This window comes from Ochrobactrum quorumnocens (assembly GCF_002278035.1).
Taxonomy (GTDB): Bacteria; Pseudomonadota; Alphaproteobacteria; order Rhizobiales; family Rhizobiaceae; genus Brucella; species Brucella quorumnocens.
Genome location: NZ_CP022604.1, coordinates 2502937 through 2519833, shown reverse-complemented (window position 1 = coordinate 2519833; position 16897 = coordinate 2502937). Strand labels below are relative to the sequence as shown.

Genomic DNA, 16897 nt, shown 5'->3' with positions numbered 1-16897 from the left:
ATTCCTGCCTGTCAAAATTTACGGTTCTCTTAGACGTTTACGAAACCGTTGCTTTTACCCGCCATATAAATCGCATCGATGAATTTCTGATTTGCCTTCGAGTTTTCCAAAGAAAACAGCATCACGCCTTCGCCCTTCGTGGCCCGCACGAAGTTTTCAGCCTGAAGCTGGTAGTGGTTTGTATCGGAGAACGACCATTCAGTCGCCTCCGTATGTCCTGCATTATAGAGCGTAATGCGGCCATGGCCATATTTGCCGGTGTTGAATGGCGCGTGAACCTCAATAAATCCCTTATCGCCGTGGAAAACCATGGTTTGGCGACCAGCGAGCTGGGTTGCAACATAGAAGCTCAAGTCAAAGCCATCGAATCGCGCAGATACATTCGCATAGCGATCAGTGCCGAACCTCGGATCGAACTCGACCGAAGCCTGAACCGAGAGCGGCTCTTTTTCCGTTACCATCCGCGTGACCACCGTCGGATACACGCCAATATCGGGCAGCGCACCGCCACCGAGTTCCGGCTGATTGCGCATATTGCCCGGATCGTCGTTGAAATAGCTGAATGCGCCCTGCACGTGGCGCAATCTCCCAATGGCACCTTCCGCGAGAAGATAGCGAAGCTTGATCCATTGCGGGTGGTAATAGACCATAAAAGCTTCTGCGATTATGACCTTGTGTTTGTCGCGTGCCGCAATCAGCTGATCAATATCGTCGGCTTTCAAAGCAATCGGCTTTTCACAAAGCACATGCTTGCCAGCCTGAGCCGCCTTCAATGTCCATTCGATATGCTGCGAAGTCGGCAACGGGATATAAACGCCGTCCACTTCTTCACTTGCCAGCAGCTCTTCATAGGAACCGAAGGCGAGCGTCGCGCCAAAACGGTCAGCAACAGCGCGAGCGCGTGCATGATCGCGGCTGGCAATCGCATGAACCACACCATTATCGGAAGCACACAGCGCCGGAATGACCTGCGTGACGCCAATCTTGGCGGTGGAAAGAATACCCCAACGAAACATGCTATTCCCTTATCTATATCGGCTTCAACCTTGTTCGCCCCAGCACTGAACAATCAGTTCAGGCCAGTGTTCCAACGCGCGACGAGCCTTGATGTCATATGTTTCGCGGTTATCGATGGCACGATTGGGCCTAATACGAAACGAAAAAATATCATTAAACCCAAAAGGAGCGTGAATAGTGAGCCTGCCGTCAATTTCCAGACGGACACCCACGCAATGCGCAATAGCTGCATAACGCTCTATCGATTCGGATGCGCAACGAAGCGGCATATAGGGCTTATTGAAACGCTTTTCGAACCATAGATGTACGCGAGCCTGATTGCGTATTTCGACAGGCAAAGGGAAACCTGCAAAGACTGACGCACCCGCCTGAATGACCTTATCCTCAGCTTCCCACGAAATATCCCGATCATCGAAATATGCGACGTCGATATCTTTGATACCATAGCCATGGGCGCGTCCAGTCAAAGCGTTCCACACAGAATTATAGAGCGCTCCCGATACAAGCCACCAATCGGAAAGGTTGAGACTGCGCACACGATGTAGCGCGTCCCAAAGCACGGGATCAGCTTGGATGAGCCTGCTGAAATGCTCCTTCTTTGCCTTTTTAGAAAGGCCTGAGTAACGAAGATGGTCCAATCTCACGCCCCCAGAAAGCGGTGCTGCATCTCATAAGATCCGCGAAAGAAATCAATGAATGCGCGCAAGGCAGGCCGCATCTGGCGGCGGCTTGGATAATAGAGATAAAGCCCGGCAAAAGGCTGGCACCAGTCTTCAAGCACTCTGACAAGCCGAGCGTCTTTCAATGCCTCGCGGACATGGTCCTCAAATAGATAGGCAAGACCGGCACCGTTAAGAATAGCGTCAAGAATCAGTCTGTCATCGTTAAGGATGAGCGAGCCGTTGATGGCAATTTCCAGTTCCTCACCCGCTTTTTCAAACTCCCAGCGATATATGCGGCCACTGGCAAAGCGATGACGCACGCAACGATGCTGCATCAAATCGTTGGGATGCTTGGGAATAGGTGCAGTTGCTAGATAGGAAGGCGACGCGACGATTGCTGCCCGCAGATCACTGGTCAGACGTGCGCAGACCATATCCGCTTCAAGACTTTCACCGAGCCGCATGCCTGCATCAAAGCCCGCCGATACAATATCGGTAAAAGCGCTTTCGACTGTCAGATCAAGGGTAATATCCGGATAGGCTTCAGCGAACGCTCCAAGCCGCGGTGCAATGACAAACTGCGCCGCAATATGCGGCAGCGTGATTCTCAGCGTTCCTGCAGGGCGCTCACGCGCTTCTATCGCCGCCCCGAGAGCCTGATGAATTTCCTCAAGCGCGGGCGCAAGTCGCTCCAGCAATTGGCGTCCGGCATCGGTGGGCGCCACGCTGCGCGTGGTGCGCGACAAAAGCCGGATACCAAGGCTATCTTCGAGAGCTGCAACGGCATGGCTGACAGCCGATGGCGCAATCGACAATTCTCTCGCCGCACCACGAAAACTGCCATGGGCTGCAACAGCGGCCAGAACTGCAAGTTGGGAAAGCTGATTTCGATTCATTGTTCTAAAATATAGAATAACCCGTGAAAATAAATCGGTATTATCGAACACGGATTCTGGGCGTAGTTTCTGCCTCACCGGAAACCCCGCAATTGCATTCCCCTTGCCCACCTCTTGCCTCTCGGGGTTTCCGCGCTTTGTTCTGCATACATGTGCAGACATTCGAATTTCAGAACTCGTCCCGAAAGGAATACCGATGAAAACGCGCAAGCTTGGCCAGGAACTGACTGTGTCCGCAATCGGCCTTGGCTGCATGGGCATGAGCTATGCCTATGGCGGACAAGAAGAACAGGATGCCATTCGTACACTGCACCGTGCTTTTGATCTGGGCATCACATTCTTCGATACGGCTGAAGTTTATGGCCCCTATGAAAATGAAAAGCTCTTGGGCAAGGCGCTCAAGACTTTCCGCGATAAAGTAACCATTGCCACGAAATTCGGCTTCAAGATTGAAGACGGCAAACCGGTTGGTGTGGACAGCCGCCCCGAAAATATCCGTGCCGTGGCCGAAGCTTCTTTGAAGCGCCTCGGTATTGAAACAATTGATCTCTTTTATCAGCATCGCGTCGATCCAAACGTTCCCATCGAGGATGTAATCGGCACGATGAAGGACCTGATCAATGAAGGCAAAATTCGCACGATCGGCCTTTCCGAAGCGGGCGTAAAGACGATCCGCCGTGCGCATGCAGTTCACCCGATTGCCGCTCTCCAGAACGAATATTCACTCTGGACGCGTGATCCTGAACAGGAGGTTTTGGCACTCTGTGCCGAGCTTGGTATAGGCTTCGTACCCTATAGCCCGCTTGGTCGCGGCATGTTGACGGGACAGGTGCGTTCGCAATCCGATCTGGCAGAGGATGATTTCCGCAAGACGCTTCCGCGCTTCCAGCCGGGCAATCTTGAAGCCAACAACAAACAGGTCGATCTGATTGCCGAGATTGCACGTGGAAAGCAGGTGACTCCGGCCCAGCTGGCACTCGCCTGGGTACTCAATCAGGGCGATTACATCGTTCCTATTCCCGGGGCTCGCAAGATTAACCATCTGGAAGACAATGCGGAAGCAACCAACGTGACATTGACCACCGAAGAGCTTGACCGGCTCAACACGCTTTTCGATTCTGAGAAGATTGCAGGCAAACGTTATACCGATGCCTCGCTCGCCATGACCGGGCTCTGATTGTTCGAACTAGAATTCTAATTGACCTCGAGAGGCGGGATCATCTCCGCCTCTCTTTACTGACCGACTTCAATGGCCTTCTCTCTGAGAACACACGCATATTCATGCGAACATCTCCGCAAAGTAGAAGACTCTAATAAAGCTTGTCTTTCTTGCTTCCGCATGCTCTTTGCCCGCCATGCAAACAGGAACCATAACGAAAGTTCTTGGCATATTTGCCATCGCCGCTGCTGTCATTGCTTGCTTCTCCCTTGCGGGGTTGGGCCTGATGTATGGAATCTACGGCGTCATCTCCATTGATGGTGTCGCAAGCATTTTTGTTCTCATGGTTTGTTCTGCGATATTCTGGTTCACCAAAGTTGACTGGCGAAAGCCGGAAGCTACGGCAATCATGATTTCTTTCATGTCGTTCGTCGGCATATGTTTGGATAGCCGTGGCAATCCAATCTACAACCAACCGTTCGCCTGGCTTTTGGGAAGCCGCGGCAGCTACCTTCAAATCAAAGAAACCGTCACGCATGGCGGCGGCAGTACCGGCGTGAATTATGAGTTTCAGGTCATCAATCTTTATGGCGCGAACGAGCGCACAATCAGTGGCTGGTTCGTTATACCACTCCGCTTCGTCGAATATCTGATCGTGCTTTCAATCGCCGCGACAATCATCACTGTCATAAGGAATCGTTCCGGGCGTAACTGGCTCCCAGACAATGCCCGCGAATAAAATGCGCCCGCGAATAAATGGGCCCTCAAACAAATGGGCCAAAGAACCGCAGGGCCTGCGAATAGTCGGAGGGGGACACAACGTCCGGCTTTTAAAGTAAGTATGCTCAAGACAATTTGCAGTTTTTAGAATGTGCTCAAAGAGGGAAAATCATATGAAACGCTTCTCGCCTCGTGCGATCCTGTTCACACTTCTGGCAGTCATTTTGCCAGTAGCAGCCTTTGCGCAATCTGCTGAAGAGGCTGATCCGAATGCTGCGATTGACAAGATGAACGCCTATGTTTCGCTTCTTAACCGAACCATTCGCGCCTCGGAATCGCTTGACCGCTACGACAGCTGGGTCGACATGAAGAAGGGCCCAACCGGCAAGGAACGCAACGTTTACGGTCTTTACTCGCTCTATGATGTACGCAGCGAGATCGAAGCGGCTGAAGCAGCCATCACGGCAGAGCCTAAATTGCCTGCTCTCGATGAGGCAATGGTGAGCTATATTGCGATCTATCAGAAGCTTGCACCCGTGATCGAGAAGGCCAGCAAGTATTACGACCGCAAGGACTACAAGTCCGACAAATATGCCGGTGCCAAGGAATTCCACAAGCAGATCGCAGAATATGCGCCGGAATTTACCAAGGAGCGCAAGCGTGTCGATGCATTGCTGAGCGAAGAAAAGAGCAAGGTCGATCTGGCCGAGCTTGATGCGCTTGAAAAGGCAGAGGGCAAAAAAGCCAGCTGGCATGTCCGCAATGTCATGATCCGCGCCAATGCTCTCGTCGAGTTGCTGCCTGAAAATGAGAAGCCGATTGTCGATATGGAGGCTTTCGGCAAAGCCATGGATTCCTATGCAACCGCTGTCCGTGAAATGGACGACTATGCGACAGAACATCCAAACTCATTCCACGTCTTTGAATCCCGCCCGGCAAGCCTGCTGGGCAAGCTGCGCGATTTCCAGGAAAAGCTGGAGAAGACAAAAGGTGACGCACGCAAAGGCGGCGCCGCTTCCGATCTGCAGTGGATCGTGAATGATTACAACACGATGGTTTCGACATCACAGAGCGCGACGATGTTCTCAAAGGATTAAGAGACTCTCGAAATTAAAAGCCGGGGCATCAACCCCGGCTTTTTTTGGGTGCCCTTTGAACGAATTACATTCGACGCAAAGCGCGGGGTGCAAGGGTAAGCAGACCTCCAAGCGTCATGATTGCGCCCACCCAGAGTGGGGCGTGCAGGCTATAACCGGACTCTAGCGCCAGACCACCCGCCCAAGGCCCAAGGCCCAGCCCGATATTGATAACGGATGCATGCATCGCATTGACCAGTGCACCCGGATGCGCAATCCGCATTACACGCGCTATGAAAGCCGGGTTGAGCGCAATGCCGGTCAGACCAATCATGACGATTGCAAGAACCGTTGCAAATTTGAATTCCGCAAAGAGCGCGAAAATCACCATTGCTACGAGCATGACGAGAATGCCAGTAAAAATAGCCGCAATCGTATGACGGTCGGCAAAGCGACCAACGATGTAGTTGCCGATGATGTTTGCAGCGCCGTAAATGGCCAACAGGAACGGCAGCTGCGCTTCAGGAAAGCCCGCCAATTTCGCTGTGATCGGCGACAGATAACTATAGACCGAGAACGATGCGCCAATCACCAATGCGCTTGTGGCATAGGCTGCCCAGAGCCTTGGCTTACGCATTTCATTAAGTTCGGAGCGCAGATTTACCTCGTCTTGGTTCGGTTTCGCCTCAATTTTGAGCGCAATAACAAGGGCGCAGAAGAGGATGACAACAACAATCGTCCAGAAGCTTGCCCGCCAACCAAAACTGTTGGTGATCACGGTTGCCAGAGGTACGCCCAGAACCGTGCAGAGCATCAGTCCCGCAAAGACCAGCGAGGAAGCGCGGCCACGCAGTTCAGGCGCAACCAATTGTGCGGTGATTGCGAGCATCAGACCGAAACTTGTTGCCGCAGCCATGCCGGTCAGAACACGTGCGATAAGCATCACGTGGAAATTGCTGGTCGAGGCAGCAATGCTTTGTGCGGCCGCATAGAAAATAAGCAGGAAGAGCAGGCCACGCTTGTTCTCAATCTTCAGGGCCAGAAACAGCACAGTTACCAGCGGCCCACCAATCATCATTCCCAGCGCGTAAAGCGAGATGAGGTTGCCAATATCAGAAATGGAACGCCCGAAAGCTTGCTGAAGTGCGGGCATCATTCCTGAAATCATCAGCTCGGAAGTGGTCAATGCAAAGACGCCCAGCGTCAAACAATAGACCACCAGTGGAATCGCCCGCGCCTCACTTGGCGACGCAACAACTTCTTCCGCCACGAGGGCAGAATCACACACTTCGTTCATGGGACGAATCCTATTTATATAGTCAATACTACATAATTCATATCGCCTTGCTCCGGAGCGTCAAGCAAATTATATAGGGATGACTACAGAAAGGTAGAAAAATGGTTCCGCGCGGGCGTCCACGCAGCTTTGATCGCGATGCTGCGCTGGAAAAAGTCATGAAAGTCTTCTGGGCGAAGGGCTATGAATGCGCTCAGATCAACGATTTCACGTTGGCAATCGGCATCACGCCGCCGAGCTTCTACGCCGCGTTTGGCAACAAGGAGCAGGCGTTTCGCGAAGCGGTCGACTATTATCAGCGCACCATCGGTGCTGCTCCATTTGACGCTCTCGAAAAATCCACAACCATACAGGACGGCCTGCGCAAATGGCTGGAACTCACCGCCGATAGTGCCTTTGCCTGCCCTGCAGGCGGCTGTATGATCAGCGTCAGCTCCATCCAGTGCAGACCGGAAAATGTGCCTGTTAAGGAGTTCCTTCAGGTCGTCCGCCACACCAATCATGAACGGCTTTCAGAGCGGCTGAAACGCGGCATTTTAGCAGGCGATCTGCCTGCCGAAACCGATATCGTGCAGATGACCGAATTCTATCATATGATCCAGCAGAGCATTTCGTTCGAAGCCCGCGACGGCAATTCGCGTGGCGCCGTTCAAAAGATTATCGATATGGCAATGCTCGCGATGCCTTTGCGTCAGGCCGTTCCTGCATGACCGGCATCATATCCGCCGTTCTTGTGCATGTAAGCGATGTGGAGGCTGCAATTGACTGGTATCGCAAGGCCTTTCCGCAAGCCGTCCTCACACACCTTGAGGCATTCGATTTCAGTTATCTGAAAATCGGCAATGTCGATCTGGAGATTGTTCCTGCAGATGAAAAGGTAGCATCAGGAACTGCAGGCAGTGTTGTTTACTGGCATGTTGATGATTTCGACGCATCGGTCGCGCATTTCATGGCCATTGGTGGAACACTTTATCGCGGGCCGCTCGCTATTCAGGACAGTCTGCGCATGTGCCAGATCAAAGACCCATGGGGCAATTGCATCGGCCTGCGTGGTTAAAAAAGCCCGGCGTGCAGCGCATCCCGAAAAGTGTGAAACGGTTTTCGGACAAAGATGCGCGTTAAAATAAGTAGCCAGAGTGTAGATCTGATTGAATCAGATCTACACCCTGGCGCCGGGCTTTTCATTTGCATTTAGCCGCGAAGGACGCCGCCGGTCTGCTTGGTGACACTTGCAATCACCTGCTTCGACAAGGTTTCGAGATCCTCATCGGTCAGCGTGCGATCCTGCGGCTGCAACAGCACTTCAACTGCAATGGACTTCTTGCCTTCACCGAGTGATGCGCCTGTGAAGATATCGAAGACCTGAACGCCTGCGATCAGCTTCTTATCGGCAGATGAAACCGCCTTCACAACGCTACCAGCTTCCACATTCGCATCCACCACAAACGCAAAATCACGCTTGAGGCTCTGGAACTGCGACAGGCTCAAAGCTGGCTTGGTGCGGGTTGCCTTAGCTTTCGGCTCAGGAATCGCATCAATGTAGACTTCAAATCCGCAAAGGCTGCCCGATACATCAAGCACTTCCAGCGTGTCCGGGTGGAACTCACCGAAGTAACCCAGCACAACTTTTGGACCGAGTTTCAGCGTGCCCGAACGGCCCGGATGGAACCATTCAGGCCCACCGGCTTCTATCTGGATACGGTCAACTGGTGCGCCAGCTGCTTCAAGTGCTGCCAATGCATCAGCCTTGGCATCGAACACGCCAACGGTTGCAGCATTGCCTGACCAGAAACGACCCGAACCTTCAACGCCAGCCGTGCCACGACGAATGCCGCCAGCCACGCGACGCTGCTGTTCAGGCTTGTCGCCTTCATAGATGCCCGATACTTCGAACAAAGCCGTATCGCCAAAACCGCGATCCGCGTTGCGCTGTGCAGCACTCAGCAGACCCGGCAGCAGCGAAGGCCGCATGTCCGACATATCTGCTGCAATCGGGTTGGCAAGTTTCAGTTCCGGCTTGCCGCCGCCAAAGGCCTTGGCCTGCGCGTCGGAAATGAAGGAATAGGTCACAGCTTCCATCATGCCGCGCGAAGCAAGTGTGCGACGCGCAAGACGCGTGCGGATTTGAAGCGTCGTCAGGATACGGCCATTAACCGCACCATGATTTGGCAACGGCTGCGGCGCGATCTGGTTGATGCCATGAATACGCATGACTTCTTCAACGAGGTCGGCCTTGCCTTCGACGTCGCCACGCCAGCTTGGCACGCTCGCCTTGATGACCTTGCCATCGCCTTCAACGCCAAAACCAAGACGCTTCAGGATATCGAACGAGGCATCATAAGGCACTTCGATGCCGGTCAGGCGTTTGACTTCTGTAACCGGGAAATCGATGACGCGTGTCTGATAAGGTTTGTAACCAACCACGTCGAGAACTGTCGGCTGACCGCCGCAGAGTTCGAGCACGAGTCTGGTTGCAATTTCCGCACCCGGGATCATCATTTCCGGATCGACGCCACGCTCAAAACGATAGCGCGCATCCGTGACGATACCGAGTTCGCGACCCGTGCGGGCAATCATGCGCGGGTCCCAGAGAGCCGATTCGATCAGCACATCGACGGTGTTTTCGTCACAACCTGAATGCTCGCCACCCATGATACCGGCAATCGATTCGGGACCGTTTTCATCGGCGATCACATACATGCCCGGCTTGAACTTATAGTCTCGCTGGTCGAGGCCGAGAATGGTTTCGCCGTCTTTGGCCGCACGAACTGTCAGATTGCCCTTGACCTTAGCCGCATCGAAGACGTGCAGCGGGCGACCAAGATCAAATGTCACGTAATTGGTGATATCCACCAGTGCATTGATTGGGCGCAGGCCGATAGCCTTCAGGCGCTGCTGCATCCATTTCGGGCTTGGGCCGTTTTTCACGCCCTTGACCAGACGCAATGCAAAACCGGTGCAGAATGGGTTCTCGGTGTCCTGATCGAGAACAACCTTTACAGGCGTCTCGCCCTCGCCCTTCGCAGGTTCGGCATCAAGCTTCTTGAGTGTACCAAGGCCAGCGGCTGCAAGATCGCGCGCGATGCCGCGAATACCTGTGCAATCGGCACGGTTTGGCGTGAGGCCAATTTCGATGATTGGATCATCAAGGCCCATATAGGCGGCAAAGCTTGTGCCGACCGGAACATCATCAGGCAGATCGATAATGCCATCATGCTCTTCAGAAAGTTCAAGCTCGCGCTCGGAGCACATCATACCGAAGCTTTCGACACCGCGAATCTTGCCGACTGACAGCGTGACATCAAGACCCGGCACGTAGTCGCCCGGACGACCCAGAACACCGACCAGACCGGCGCGGGCATTTGGTGCGCCGCAAACAACCTGAACCGGCTGGCCTTCGCCCGTATCAACCGAGAGAACGCGCAGCTTGTCGGCATCCGGATGCTGAACAGCCGTCAGAACTTTGGCGACCTTGAACGCCTTGAAAGCGGCGCGGTCATCGACCCCATCCACTTCCAGACCAATATCGGTCAGCTTTTCGACGATTTGTTCCAGCGTCGCATCGGTTTCAAGGTGATCCTTGAGCCAGGAAAGTGTGAACTTCATTTGCTTATCCTTTCCTGTCTTTACGCGCTCAAACCGCCGAACAGCGTCGGAATGTCGAGGGGACGGAAACCGTAATGATTGATCCAGCGCACATCGGCATCGAAGAAGGCGCGCAGATCAGGCATGCCATATTTCAGCATGGCAATACGGTCGATACCCATGCCCCATGCGAAGCCCTGATAGACGTCCGGATCGTAGCCGGAAGCGCGCAGTACATTCGGATGTACCATGCCGCAGCCCAGAATTTCGAGCCAGTCATTGCCTTCACCGAACTTCACATGCGGGCCGGAACGGTCGCACTGAATATCGACTTCAACCGATGGTTCGGTGAAAGGAAAGAAGCTCGGACGCATACGCATTGTCACCGAAGGCACTTCGAAGAAGGATTTGCAGAACTCTTCCAGCACCCACTTCATATTGGCAACATTAGCCGACTTATCGACGACCAGACCTTCGACCTGATGAAACATCGGCGAATGGGTGGCGTCGGAATCCATGCGGTAGGTCTTGCCCGGAATGACGATGCGGATCGGCTCGTCACGACCTTCCTTGTCACGCAGCGCTGCGAACTTCTCCATCGTGTGGACCTGCACCGGAGAGGTATGCGTGCGCAGCAATTTGCGCTCACCCTTCTCGTCTGCATTGAAGAAGAACGTGTCGTGCATTTCGCGCGCCGGATGGCCTTCAGGGAAGTTCAGCGCCGTAAAATTGTAATAGTCGGTCTCGATATCTGGACCTTCGGCAATCGAGAAGCCCATATCCGCAAAAATTGCAGTGATTTCATCGATAACCTGCGAAATTGGGTGAATGCGGCCACGCGATGCAGCGCTTTCACGAACTGGCAACGTCACGTCGACCTTCTCGCGCTCAAGGCGAGCGGCAATCGCTTGGCGACGCAATTCGGTCTTACGCTCAGTCAGCGCTTCAGTGACGCGGTTCTTCAAACCATTGATCGCCGGGCCCTGTGCCTGACGCTCTTCAGGAGACATTGAACCCAGCGTTTTCAGCTTCTCAGAGATCGTGCCCTTTTTGCCCAATGCAGCAACGCGTACCGCTTCAATCGCCTGCTCATCAACAGCCTGGGCGATATCGCCAAGAATTGTTTGTTCGAGTTGTTCAAGATCGCTCATTGTCTAAATCCCTGTCGCGCCTAAGGCGCTCCACGCCTCTTGATTTAAGTCCCTGTCGTGCCTTCGGCACTCCACGCCTCGTGTTTAGCTTGCCGCTCCACGCCTCTTGATCGGTGATATTTGCGGAGGCCGCCAGATACGAAAGAAAAACCCGCGCCAGCCGAGCCAGCGCGGGTTCCCAAAATTATCAGTATGCTTCGGGAAAGGCGGCTGGCTTAGCGAACAGCGCCTTCAAAAGCATTTGGGGTCTCGGTGTTCTTGAGGTACTCGAGAGCCTTCTTTGCCGACGCAACCAGCGCACCGAACGCATCCGGTTCATGAATTGCGATGTCGGAAAGAACCTTACGGTCAACCTCGATACCTGCCTTAGCAAGACCGTCGATGAAACGGCCGTAGGTCAGGCCCTGCTCACGAACAGCAGCGTTGATACGCTGAATCCAGAGAGCGCGGAACGTACGCTTACGGTTCTTGCGATCGCGGTAAGCATACTGCTTCGAACGATCAACAGCAGCCTTAGCGGTGCGGATTGTATTCTTACGACGGCCACGGAAACCGGAAGCCTGATCGAGAACTTTTTTGTGCTTGGCGTGGGAAGTTACGCCGCGTTTTACACGTGCCATGATATGATCTCCTTAAAGGACAGCGGCTTAGAGGCCGTTAGGCAGGAACTGTTTTACAATCTTCGCATCTGCTTCCGAGAGCACCATGGTGCCGCGTGCATCGCGAATGAACTTGTTCGAGCGCTTGATCATGCCATGGCGCTTGCCTGCAGCCGCAGCTACAACTTTGCCAGTGCCTGTAATTTTGAACCGCTTCTTAGCAGCCGATTTGGTCTTCATCTTGGGCATTTTGCTACTCCTTTGTTTAGTCCCCGTCGTGCTTGCAGCACTCCACGCCTCTTGTTTAAGCGACGTCCGTATCCGCAAAAGACCGGAACCCTTGTTTGACTCCCGGACCGACCAAGTCCAGAAAGCATACGAAACCGCCACGGCATGCCCTGCCGGGCGGTTCGAACGCGGCCTTATAGGCCTAAAGCCTGAAAAACGCAATGCCCGAACTGGACTGAATCAGCGTGAATCTGGACGAGTTGCCGCCAAATTATCAATAAAGGCGCAAAAGTACTGGCAATGTACCGACATCCTGAAGATATTCGATGAATTCAAAGAACGGATAGGCGACGAAAAACACAAGGCCGTCCGTAAAAGTGCGATAAATGCGGTCGGGCTTTACAATCAGTTCCTTGTCGTCCCGAAACAAGGACAGTTTTGGAAAGAATCGCGGAACACTTGCGCAATAAGCCTCATAGGGCTTTCCGAAATTCGCCTTCAGAAACTTCTCTTCGGTACGGATGACGGTGGCAAATGCCAGATAGCACAGAACACCGAAGCCCAGCGCAATGATGATGCTTCCCGTTTGCGCGCCGATGCCAATGGCACCGATGGCACTGAAAACATAAAGTGGATTACGCGTGATGGAATAAGGGCCGCTTTGCACGATTTCCGCACTCTTGCGTCCGCCGATATAAAGCGTGCACCACATGCGACCAATAATGGCCGCAACGATGAGGCTGATGCCAAAGGCTTCAATATATTCATGCATATGGCCTGTCGATTGTGAGCGCACAAACAACAGCGCAACCACAAGAAGCCCAATAACAATGGCAATCGCAAGACGACGTCGTTGCTGATATTTGCCCAGTTCGCCAAGTGTTTTCATCTTGATCTCTGAAAAGTGGAATAATCCAGAAAAAGAAAAACCGCCCGAAGGCGGCTTTTCAAAGGCAGCAACTTACTGTTAGCGCGGAGCCAACACCATCATCATCTGGCGGCCTTCGAGCTTTGGCTCGGATTCCACCTTTGCGATTTCAACAGTGTCTTCCTTCACGCGCAACAGAAGCTTCATACCGAGCTCCTGGTGGGCCATTTCACGGCCACGGAAACGAAGCGTAACCTTGACCTTGTCGCCTTCTTCGAAGAAACGCTGTGCAGCCTTCATCTTCACTTCATAGTCATGAGTGTCGATGTTCGGTCGCATCTTGATTTCCTTGATTTCGACCGTTTTCTGCTTCTTGCGCGCTTCGGAGGCTTTTTTCTGATTCTGATACTTCAGCTTGCCAAGATCCACGATCTTGCAGACAGGTGGCTCGGCGTTCGGCACGATCTCAACGAGATCGAGACCGGCTTCCTCAGCCATTGCAATTGCTTCCTGCGTCGGGATGCTGCCGTGGTTGTGGCCTTCGGCATCGATGAGCTGGACCCGGGGAACCCGGATATCACGGTTGGAGCGCGGTCCGTCTTTCTGGACCGGCGTCGCTCTGAACGGTCGGCGAATGGTCGTTATCTCCTGATTATTAACGTCAACAGCGGTGTAATTTCGTAGCCCGCGACGGCATTCCCCCATCAAACCGCAGTTTAACGCGGAAATGTGGTCAAGCGAGCGGTAAAGTCAATAGCATCTTTGAAGAGGAAAATCACCCCCGGCTGAATAAACTCGCATTTCCAAGGGGGCGAGCGACATATCGGTCACATTTGTTAATATTTCAAGCAGGTGGTCCGAGTATTTCAAGAGGGTGGAAGGCGGACAGCTTTTACCGTAGTGACATAAATGGCAAATGAGAGTGACAACTCCTTACAGGCAATCAGGAGACGGAAATGAGCGGAACACAGCCGGATTTTATCGACGTGAACGGCGCCAATATTGCTGTCCGTTACAGAGCGGGGCGCAATGCTCCCGGCGTCGTCTGGCTTGGTGGCTACCGTTCCGACATGCTCGGCACAAAGGCTGTCGTTCTCGATGAATGGGCCCAAAAGAGCGGACATTCGGCACTTCGCCTCGATTATTCGGGCCATGGTGAGTCGGGTGGCGACTTCAACCAGGGAACGATTTCGCGCTGGCTCGACGAAAGCCTCGCAGTTTATGCGAAATATGCGCAAGGCCCGCAAATACTTGTCGGCTCGTCGATGGGCGGGTGGATAGCGCTGTGCATGGCGCAAGAGCTGAAAAAGGCTGGCAAGTCACCTGCTGGGATCGTTCTGATCGCGCCGGCACCGGATTTCACCGCCGAACTCGTCGAGCCGTCGCTGACCGAAGCACAAAAGCGTGATCTCATCGAACAAGGCTATTTCGAGGAATCTTCGGAATACTCGCCCAATCCATACATCTATACCCGCGCACTGATCGAAGATGGACGCCAGAATCTGGTTCTGAAGGGAATCATCGACACGGGCTGCCCGGTCCATATTCTGCAAGGCATGGTGGATGAGGCTGTTCCCTATCAACACGCCTTGAAGCTGGTCGAGCATCTGCCGGTCGATGATGTGACGCTGACACTGGTTCGTGACGGCGATCATCGCCTGTCTCGCCCGCAGGACCTCGATCTGCTCGTCCGCACTGTATCGGGCTTAGTCGAACGCATATCTGGCCCCATATCCGGCGAGGAATAATCCATGCGCTTTTCGGTCTTTGCATCTTCAGCCGTCGCGGCAATCGTCGGCTTTGGCTCTACGCTGGCGCTCATCATTGCGGCAGCAAATGCACTTGGTGCAACGCAGGCGCAAACAGCGAGCTGGGTAACAGCTGTCTGTCTGGCAATTGCCGCCTCGTCCGCCTGGTTGAGTGTTCGTTACAAGATGCCGATTATCGGAGCCTGGTCAACGCCGGGCCTGGCACTGATTGGCGCGAGCGTAGGTTTCACCATGCCTGAAGCCGTTGGCGCTTTTATTGTGGCAGCCATTGCCCTGATCCTGACCGGGCTAATCCGGCAGCTCTCGACGCTGGTATCGCGTATTCCGACCTCTGTCGCATCGGGCATGCTGGCAGGCGTATTGCTGAGTTTCGTTATCGCAGCGGCAAAGACCGTCTCACTTGACCCGGCTTTCGTGCTGCCCTTGGTGGCTCTGTTTTTCGTGATCCGCCTGTTTAACCCGTCTCTCGCCGTTATCGCCGTGCTGGTAATCGGCATGACTTACGCGCTCTTGTCAGGTCGCGCACCACAATTGCCTGCGCCCGAAATTTCGACGCTGACACTGATCTGGCCCGAATTTCACATGGGCGCGATTATTGCCTTGGCGCTTCCACTCTATATCGTCACCATGGCATCGCAGAACCTGCCGGGCTTTGCAGTGTTGCGCGCTTCGGGCTATGAGCCTCCGACCAGCGCCTCCTTGCAGGTGACAGGTCTTTTCTCCCTGCTCTCAGCGCCTTTTGGCGCAGGCACCAGCAATCTTGCTGCCATTTCTGCAGCTCTGTGCACCGGCCCGGATGCCCATCCCGATCATGCGAAGCGCTGGCTGACCGGTCCCGTCTATGCAGCAATCTATGTCGTCTTCGCTCTGTTTGGCGCTTCGCTTGTCGCGATCTTCGCTGTGCTGCCCACAACACTCATTGCGCTGGTGGCGGGCCTTGCCCTGACAGGCCCGTTCATCAACGCCATGTCGCTCGCCCTCAAACATGAAGAAGAACGGCTTGCAGCGGTCATAACTTTTGCTGTGACAGCCTCAGGCATCGCTTTTTTCGGCGTCGGTTCAGCCTTCTGGGCGCTTTTGGCGGGACTTGGCGTGGCTGTCCTCGAACATTTACGCAAAAAAATTTCGAGATAATCACATTGGTTAGCTCCCGTTATGCGGGATTAGACCAAGGATATTCTTGAAATAACGCAATTGGTTCACCACCTCAAAATCAAGCCGAGAGATTAACAACCGGCTCAGAGTTGACGGAGATAACCATGACCAATTCCGCATTGATCCGCCCCGCATGGACGCCAGCGACAATCGCGCTGATGGTGCTGGGTTTCATTTTCTTCTGGCCGCTTGGTCTCGCCATGCTCGCCTATATCATCTGGGGCGACCGTCTCGGTGATTTCAAACGCAGTGTGAATGAAAAGACCGACTCGATGTTTGGCTCGTTCCGCAACTGCGGCAAGAGCGAAAGCTTCGGCTTTGGCGGCACAACCGGCAATGCAGCTTTTGACGACTGGCGTCGCGAAGAACTCGACCGCCTGGCAGAAGAACGCCGCAAGCTGGAAGAAGCGCGCGCTGATTTTGAAGCCTATGCGGCAGAACTGCGCCGTGCTCGCGACAAGGAAGAGTTCGACCGTTTCATGGCTGAACGCAAAGCCTCCGGAAAACGGACGCCAGCGACACGCAAAAAGAACGACAGCAACGAAGTCACAGACATTTGACCTTTGGAGCGCTATGCGCCCCTTGGGACGCATAGCGGGCACCCTAAAGTGTTGAAACTACGCATCTGACCTTTCTAAAATCGTTGTCTATACATGACTACGACGCGGGCTTTGTCCGCGTCGTTTTGCTAAAAAATAGAAAATTTTCTGGCTTT

Annotated in this window: 19 protein-coding genes; 8 read left to right on the top strand and 11 right to left on the bottom strand. The window is 53.7% G+C overall.

Annotated elements, in window-relative coordinates; translation table 11 throughout:
- Positions 1 to 29: 29 nt before the first annotated feature.
- From CES85_RS21765 to CES85_RS21755, 3 genes are read right to left on the bottom strand one after another with little or no spacing between them, the layout of a single operon-like run.
- Entirely contained in the window at positions 30 to 1016 is a 987-nt protein-coding gene (locus CES85_RS21765) for a Gfo/Idh/MocA family protein (RefSeq protein ID WP_095447760.1), read from the bottom strand.
- A gap of 24 nt (positions 1017 to 1040) precedes the next feature.
- Positions 1041 to 1655, bottom strand: coding sequence for a nucleotidyltransferase family protein (locus tag CES85_RS21760; RefSeq protein WP_167388308.1), 615 nt, complete (start codon positions 1653 to 1655; stop codon positions 1041 to 1043).
- Positions 1656 to 1657: 2 nt separating this feature from the next.
- The gene (locus tag CES85_RS21755; protein WP_095447758.1) at positions 1658 to 2575 is read right to left on the bottom strand and encodes a LysR family transcriptional regulator; all 918 of its coding nucleotides are present in this window, start codon (positions 2573 to 2575) and stop codon (positions 1658 to 1660) included.
- 196 nt (positions 2576 to 2771) lie between these two features.
- On the opposite strand from CES85_RS21755, the gene CES85_RS21750 reads away from it, so the two are divergent.
- On the top strand, positions 2772 to 3752 hold the full coding sequence (locus tag CES85_RS21750) for an aldo/keto reductase (RefSeq protein WP_095447757.1): 981 nt from the start codon (positions 2772 to 2774) through the stop codon (positions 3750 to 3752).
- A 102-nt stretch (positions 3753 to 3854) separates the two neighbouring features.
- Here CES85_RS21750 and CES85_RS28135 read toward each other — a convergent pair whose 3' ends face one another.
- Entirely contained in the window at positions 3855 to 3989 is a 135-nt protein-coding gene (locus tag CES85_RS28135) for a hypothetical protein (RefSeq protein ID WP_268967524.1), read from the bottom strand.
- A 31-nt stretch (positions 3990 to 4020) separates the two neighbouring features.
- On the opposite strand from CES85_RS28135, the gene CES85_RS21745 reads away from it, so the two are divergent.
- On the top strand, positions 4021 to 4473 hold the full coding sequence (locus CES85_RS21745) for a hypothetical protein (RefSeq protein ID WP_235901781.1): 453 nt from the start codon (positions 4021 to 4023) through the stop codon (positions 4471 to 4473).
- Positions 4474 to 4627: 154 nt separating this feature from the next.
- A complete protein-coding gene (locus tag CES85_RS21740; protein ID WP_095447755.1) occupies positions 4628 to 5551 on the top strand; it encodes a YiiG family protein in 924 nt (307 codons plus the stop codon).
- 64 nt (positions 5552 to 5615) lie between these two features.
- On the opposite strand, the gene CES85_RS21735 is transcribed toward CES85_RS21740, so the two are convergent.
- A complete protein-coding gene (locus tag CES85_RS21735; protein WP_095447754.1) occupies positions 5616 to 6827 on the bottom strand; it encodes an MFS transporter in 1212 nt (403 codons plus the stop codon).
- 101 nt (positions 6828 to 6928) lie between these two features.
- Here CES85_RS21735 and CES85_RS21730 point away from each other — a divergent pair, with 101 nt between their 5' ends.
- Positions 6929 to 7537, top strand: coding sequence for a TetR/AcrR family transcriptional regulator (locus CES85_RS21730; protein ID WP_095447753.1), 609 nt, complete (start codon positions 6929 to 6931; stop codon positions 7535 to 7537).
- A complete protein-coding gene (locus tag CES85_RS21725) occupies positions 7534 to 7884 on the top strand; it encodes a VOC family protein (protein ID WP_095447752.1) in 351 nt (116 codons plus the stop codon). Before CES85_RS21730 ends, CES85_RS21725 begins: the two co-directional genes overlap by 4 nt.
- Positions 7885 to 8018: 134 nt before the next feature.
- Here the strand turns inward: CES85_RS21725 and pheT are convergent, their stop codons facing one another.
- The 6 genes from pheT to infC form a co-directional block, all read right to left on the bottom strand.
- Positions 8019 to 10433: a phenylalanine--tRNA ligase subunit beta gene (gene pheT, locus CES85_RS21720; protein ID WP_095447751.1), complete on the bottom strand. Its 2415-nt coding sequence runs from the start codon at positions 10431 to 10433 to the stop codon at positions 8019 to 8021.
- A 20-nt stretch (positions 10434 to 10453) separates the two neighbouring features.
- Positions 10454 to 11563, bottom strand: coding sequence for a phenylalanine--tRNA ligase subunit alpha (gene pheS, locus CES85_RS21715; protein WP_095447750.1), 1110 nt, complete (start codon positions 11561 to 11563; stop codon positions 10454 to 10456).
- 215 nt (positions 11564 to 11778) lie between these two features.
- The gene (gene rplT, locus CES85_RS21710) at positions 11779 to 12183 is read right to left on the bottom strand and encodes a 50S ribosomal protein L20 (RefSeq protein WP_095447749.1); all 405 of its coding nucleotides are present in this window, start codon (positions 12181 to 12183) and stop codon (positions 11779 to 11781) included.
- Between the two features lie 27 nt (positions 12184 to 12210).
- On the bottom strand, positions 12211 to 12411 hold the full coding sequence (gene rpmI, locus CES85_RS21705) for a 50S ribosomal protein L35 (protein WP_024898386.1): 201 nt from the start codon (positions 12409 to 12411) through the stop codon (positions 12211 to 12213).
- Between the two features lie 253 nt (positions 12412 to 12664).
- Positions 12665 to 13279, bottom strand: a complete 615-nt coding sequence (locus CES85_RS21700; protein ID WP_095447748.1) for a methyltransferase family protein — start codon at positions 13277 to 13279, stop codon at positions 12665 to 12667.
- 78 nt (positions 13280 to 13357) lie between these two features.
- Positions 13358 to 13894, bottom strand: a complete 537-nt coding sequence (gene infC, locus CES85_RS21695; RefSeq protein ID WP_095448014.1) for a translation initiation factor IF-3 — start codon at positions 13892 to 13894, stop codon at positions 13358 to 13360.
- Positions 13895 to 14214: 320 nt separating this feature from the next.
- Here infC and CES85_RS21690 point away from each other — a divergent pair, with 320 nt between their 5' ends.
- The 3 genes from CES85_RS21690 (at position 14215) to CES85_RS21680 (ending at position 16742) form a co-directional block, all read left to right on the top strand.
- Entirely contained in the window at positions 14215 to 15006 is a 792-nt protein-coding gene (locus CES85_RS21690) for an alpha/beta hydrolase (protein WP_095447747.1), read from the top strand.
- Positions 15007 to 15009: 3 nt separating this feature from the next.
- Entirely contained in the window at positions 15010 to 16161 is a 1152-nt protein-coding gene (locus CES85_RS21685; RefSeq protein WP_095447746.1) for a benzoate/H(+) symporter BenE family transporter, read from the top strand.
- A 125-nt stretch (positions 16162 to 16286) separates the two neighbouring features.
- Positions 16287 to 16742: a DUF2852 domain-containing protein gene (locus CES85_RS21680; RefSeq protein ID WP_095447745.1), complete on the top strand. Its 456-nt coding sequence runs from the start codon at positions 16287 to 16289 to the stop codon at positions 16740 to 16742.
- The last annotated feature ends 155 nt before the right edge of the window (positions 16743 to 16897 follow it).

Excerpts from the sequence above, each read along its gene's own strand:
- CES85_RS21765 (WP_095447760.1), bottom strand. The coding sequence starts at position 1,016 with ATGTTTCGTTGGGGTATTCTTTCCACCGCCAAGATTGGCGTCACGCAG.
- CES85_RS21755 (WP_095447758.1), bottom strand. The coding sequence starts at position 2,575 with ATGAATCGAAATCAGCTTTCCCAACTTGCAGTTCTGGCCGCTGTTGCA.
- CES85_RS21750 (WP_095447757.1), top strand. The coding sequence starts at position 2,772 with ATGAAAACGCGCAAGCTTGGCCAGGAACTGACTGTGTCCGCAATCGGC.
- CES85_RS28135 (WP_268967524.1), bottom strand. The coding sequence starts at position 3,989 with ATGACAGCAGCGGCGATGGCAAATATGCCAAGAACTTTCGTTATGGTT.
- CES85_RS21745 (WP_235901781.1), top strand. The coding sequence starts at position 4,021 with ATGTATGGAATCTACGGCGTCATCTCCATTGATGGTGTCGCAAGCATT.
- CES85_RS21740 (WP_095447755.1), top strand. The coding sequence starts at position 4,628 with ATGAAACGCTTCTCGCCTCGTGCGATCCTGTTCACACTTCTGGCAGTC.
- CES85_RS21735 (WP_095447754.1), bottom strand. The coding sequence starts at position 6,827 with ATGAACGAAGTGTGTGATTCTGCCCTCGTGGCGGAAGAAGTTGTTGCG.
- CES85_RS21730 (WP_095447753.1), top strand. The coding sequence starts at position 6,929 with ATGGTTCCGCGCGGGCGTCCACGCAGCTTTGATCGCGATGCTGCGCTG.
- CES85_RS21725 (WP_095447752.1), top strand. The coding sequence starts at position 7,534 with ATGACCGGCATCATATCCGCCGTTCTTGTGCATGTAAGCGATGTGGAG.
- pheT (WP_095447751.1), bottom strand. The coding sequence starts at position 10,433 with ATGAAGTTCACACTTTCCTGGCTCAAGGATCACCTTGAAACCGATGCG.
- pheS (WP_095447750.1), bottom strand. The coding sequence starts at position 11,563 with ATGAGCGATCTTGAACAACTCGAACAAACAATTCTTGGCGATATCGCC.
- rplT (WP_095447749.1), bottom strand. The coding sequence starts at position 12,183 with ATGGCACGTGTAAAACGCGGCGTAACTTCCCACGCCAAGCACAAAAAA.
- rpmI (WP_024898386.1), bottom strand. The coding sequence starts at position 12,411 with ATGCCCAAGATGAAGACCAAATCGGCTGCTAAGAAGCGGTTCAAAATT.
- CES85_RS21700 (WP_095447748.1), bottom strand. The coding sequence starts at position 13,279 with ATGAAAACACTTGGCGAACTGGGCAAATATCAGCAACGACGTCGTCTT.
- CES85_RS21690 (WP_095447747.1), top strand. The coding sequence starts at position 14,215 with ATGAGCGGAACACAGCCGGATTTTATCGACGTGAACGGCGCCAATATT.
- CES85_RS21685 (WP_095447746.1), top strand. The coding sequence starts at position 15,010 with ATGCGCTTTTCGGTCTTTGCATCTTCAGCCGTCGCGGCAATCGTCGGC.
- CES85_RS21680 (WP_095447745.1), top strand. The coding sequence starts at position 16,287 with ATGACCAATTCCGCATTGATCCGCCCCGCATGGACGCCAGCGACAATC.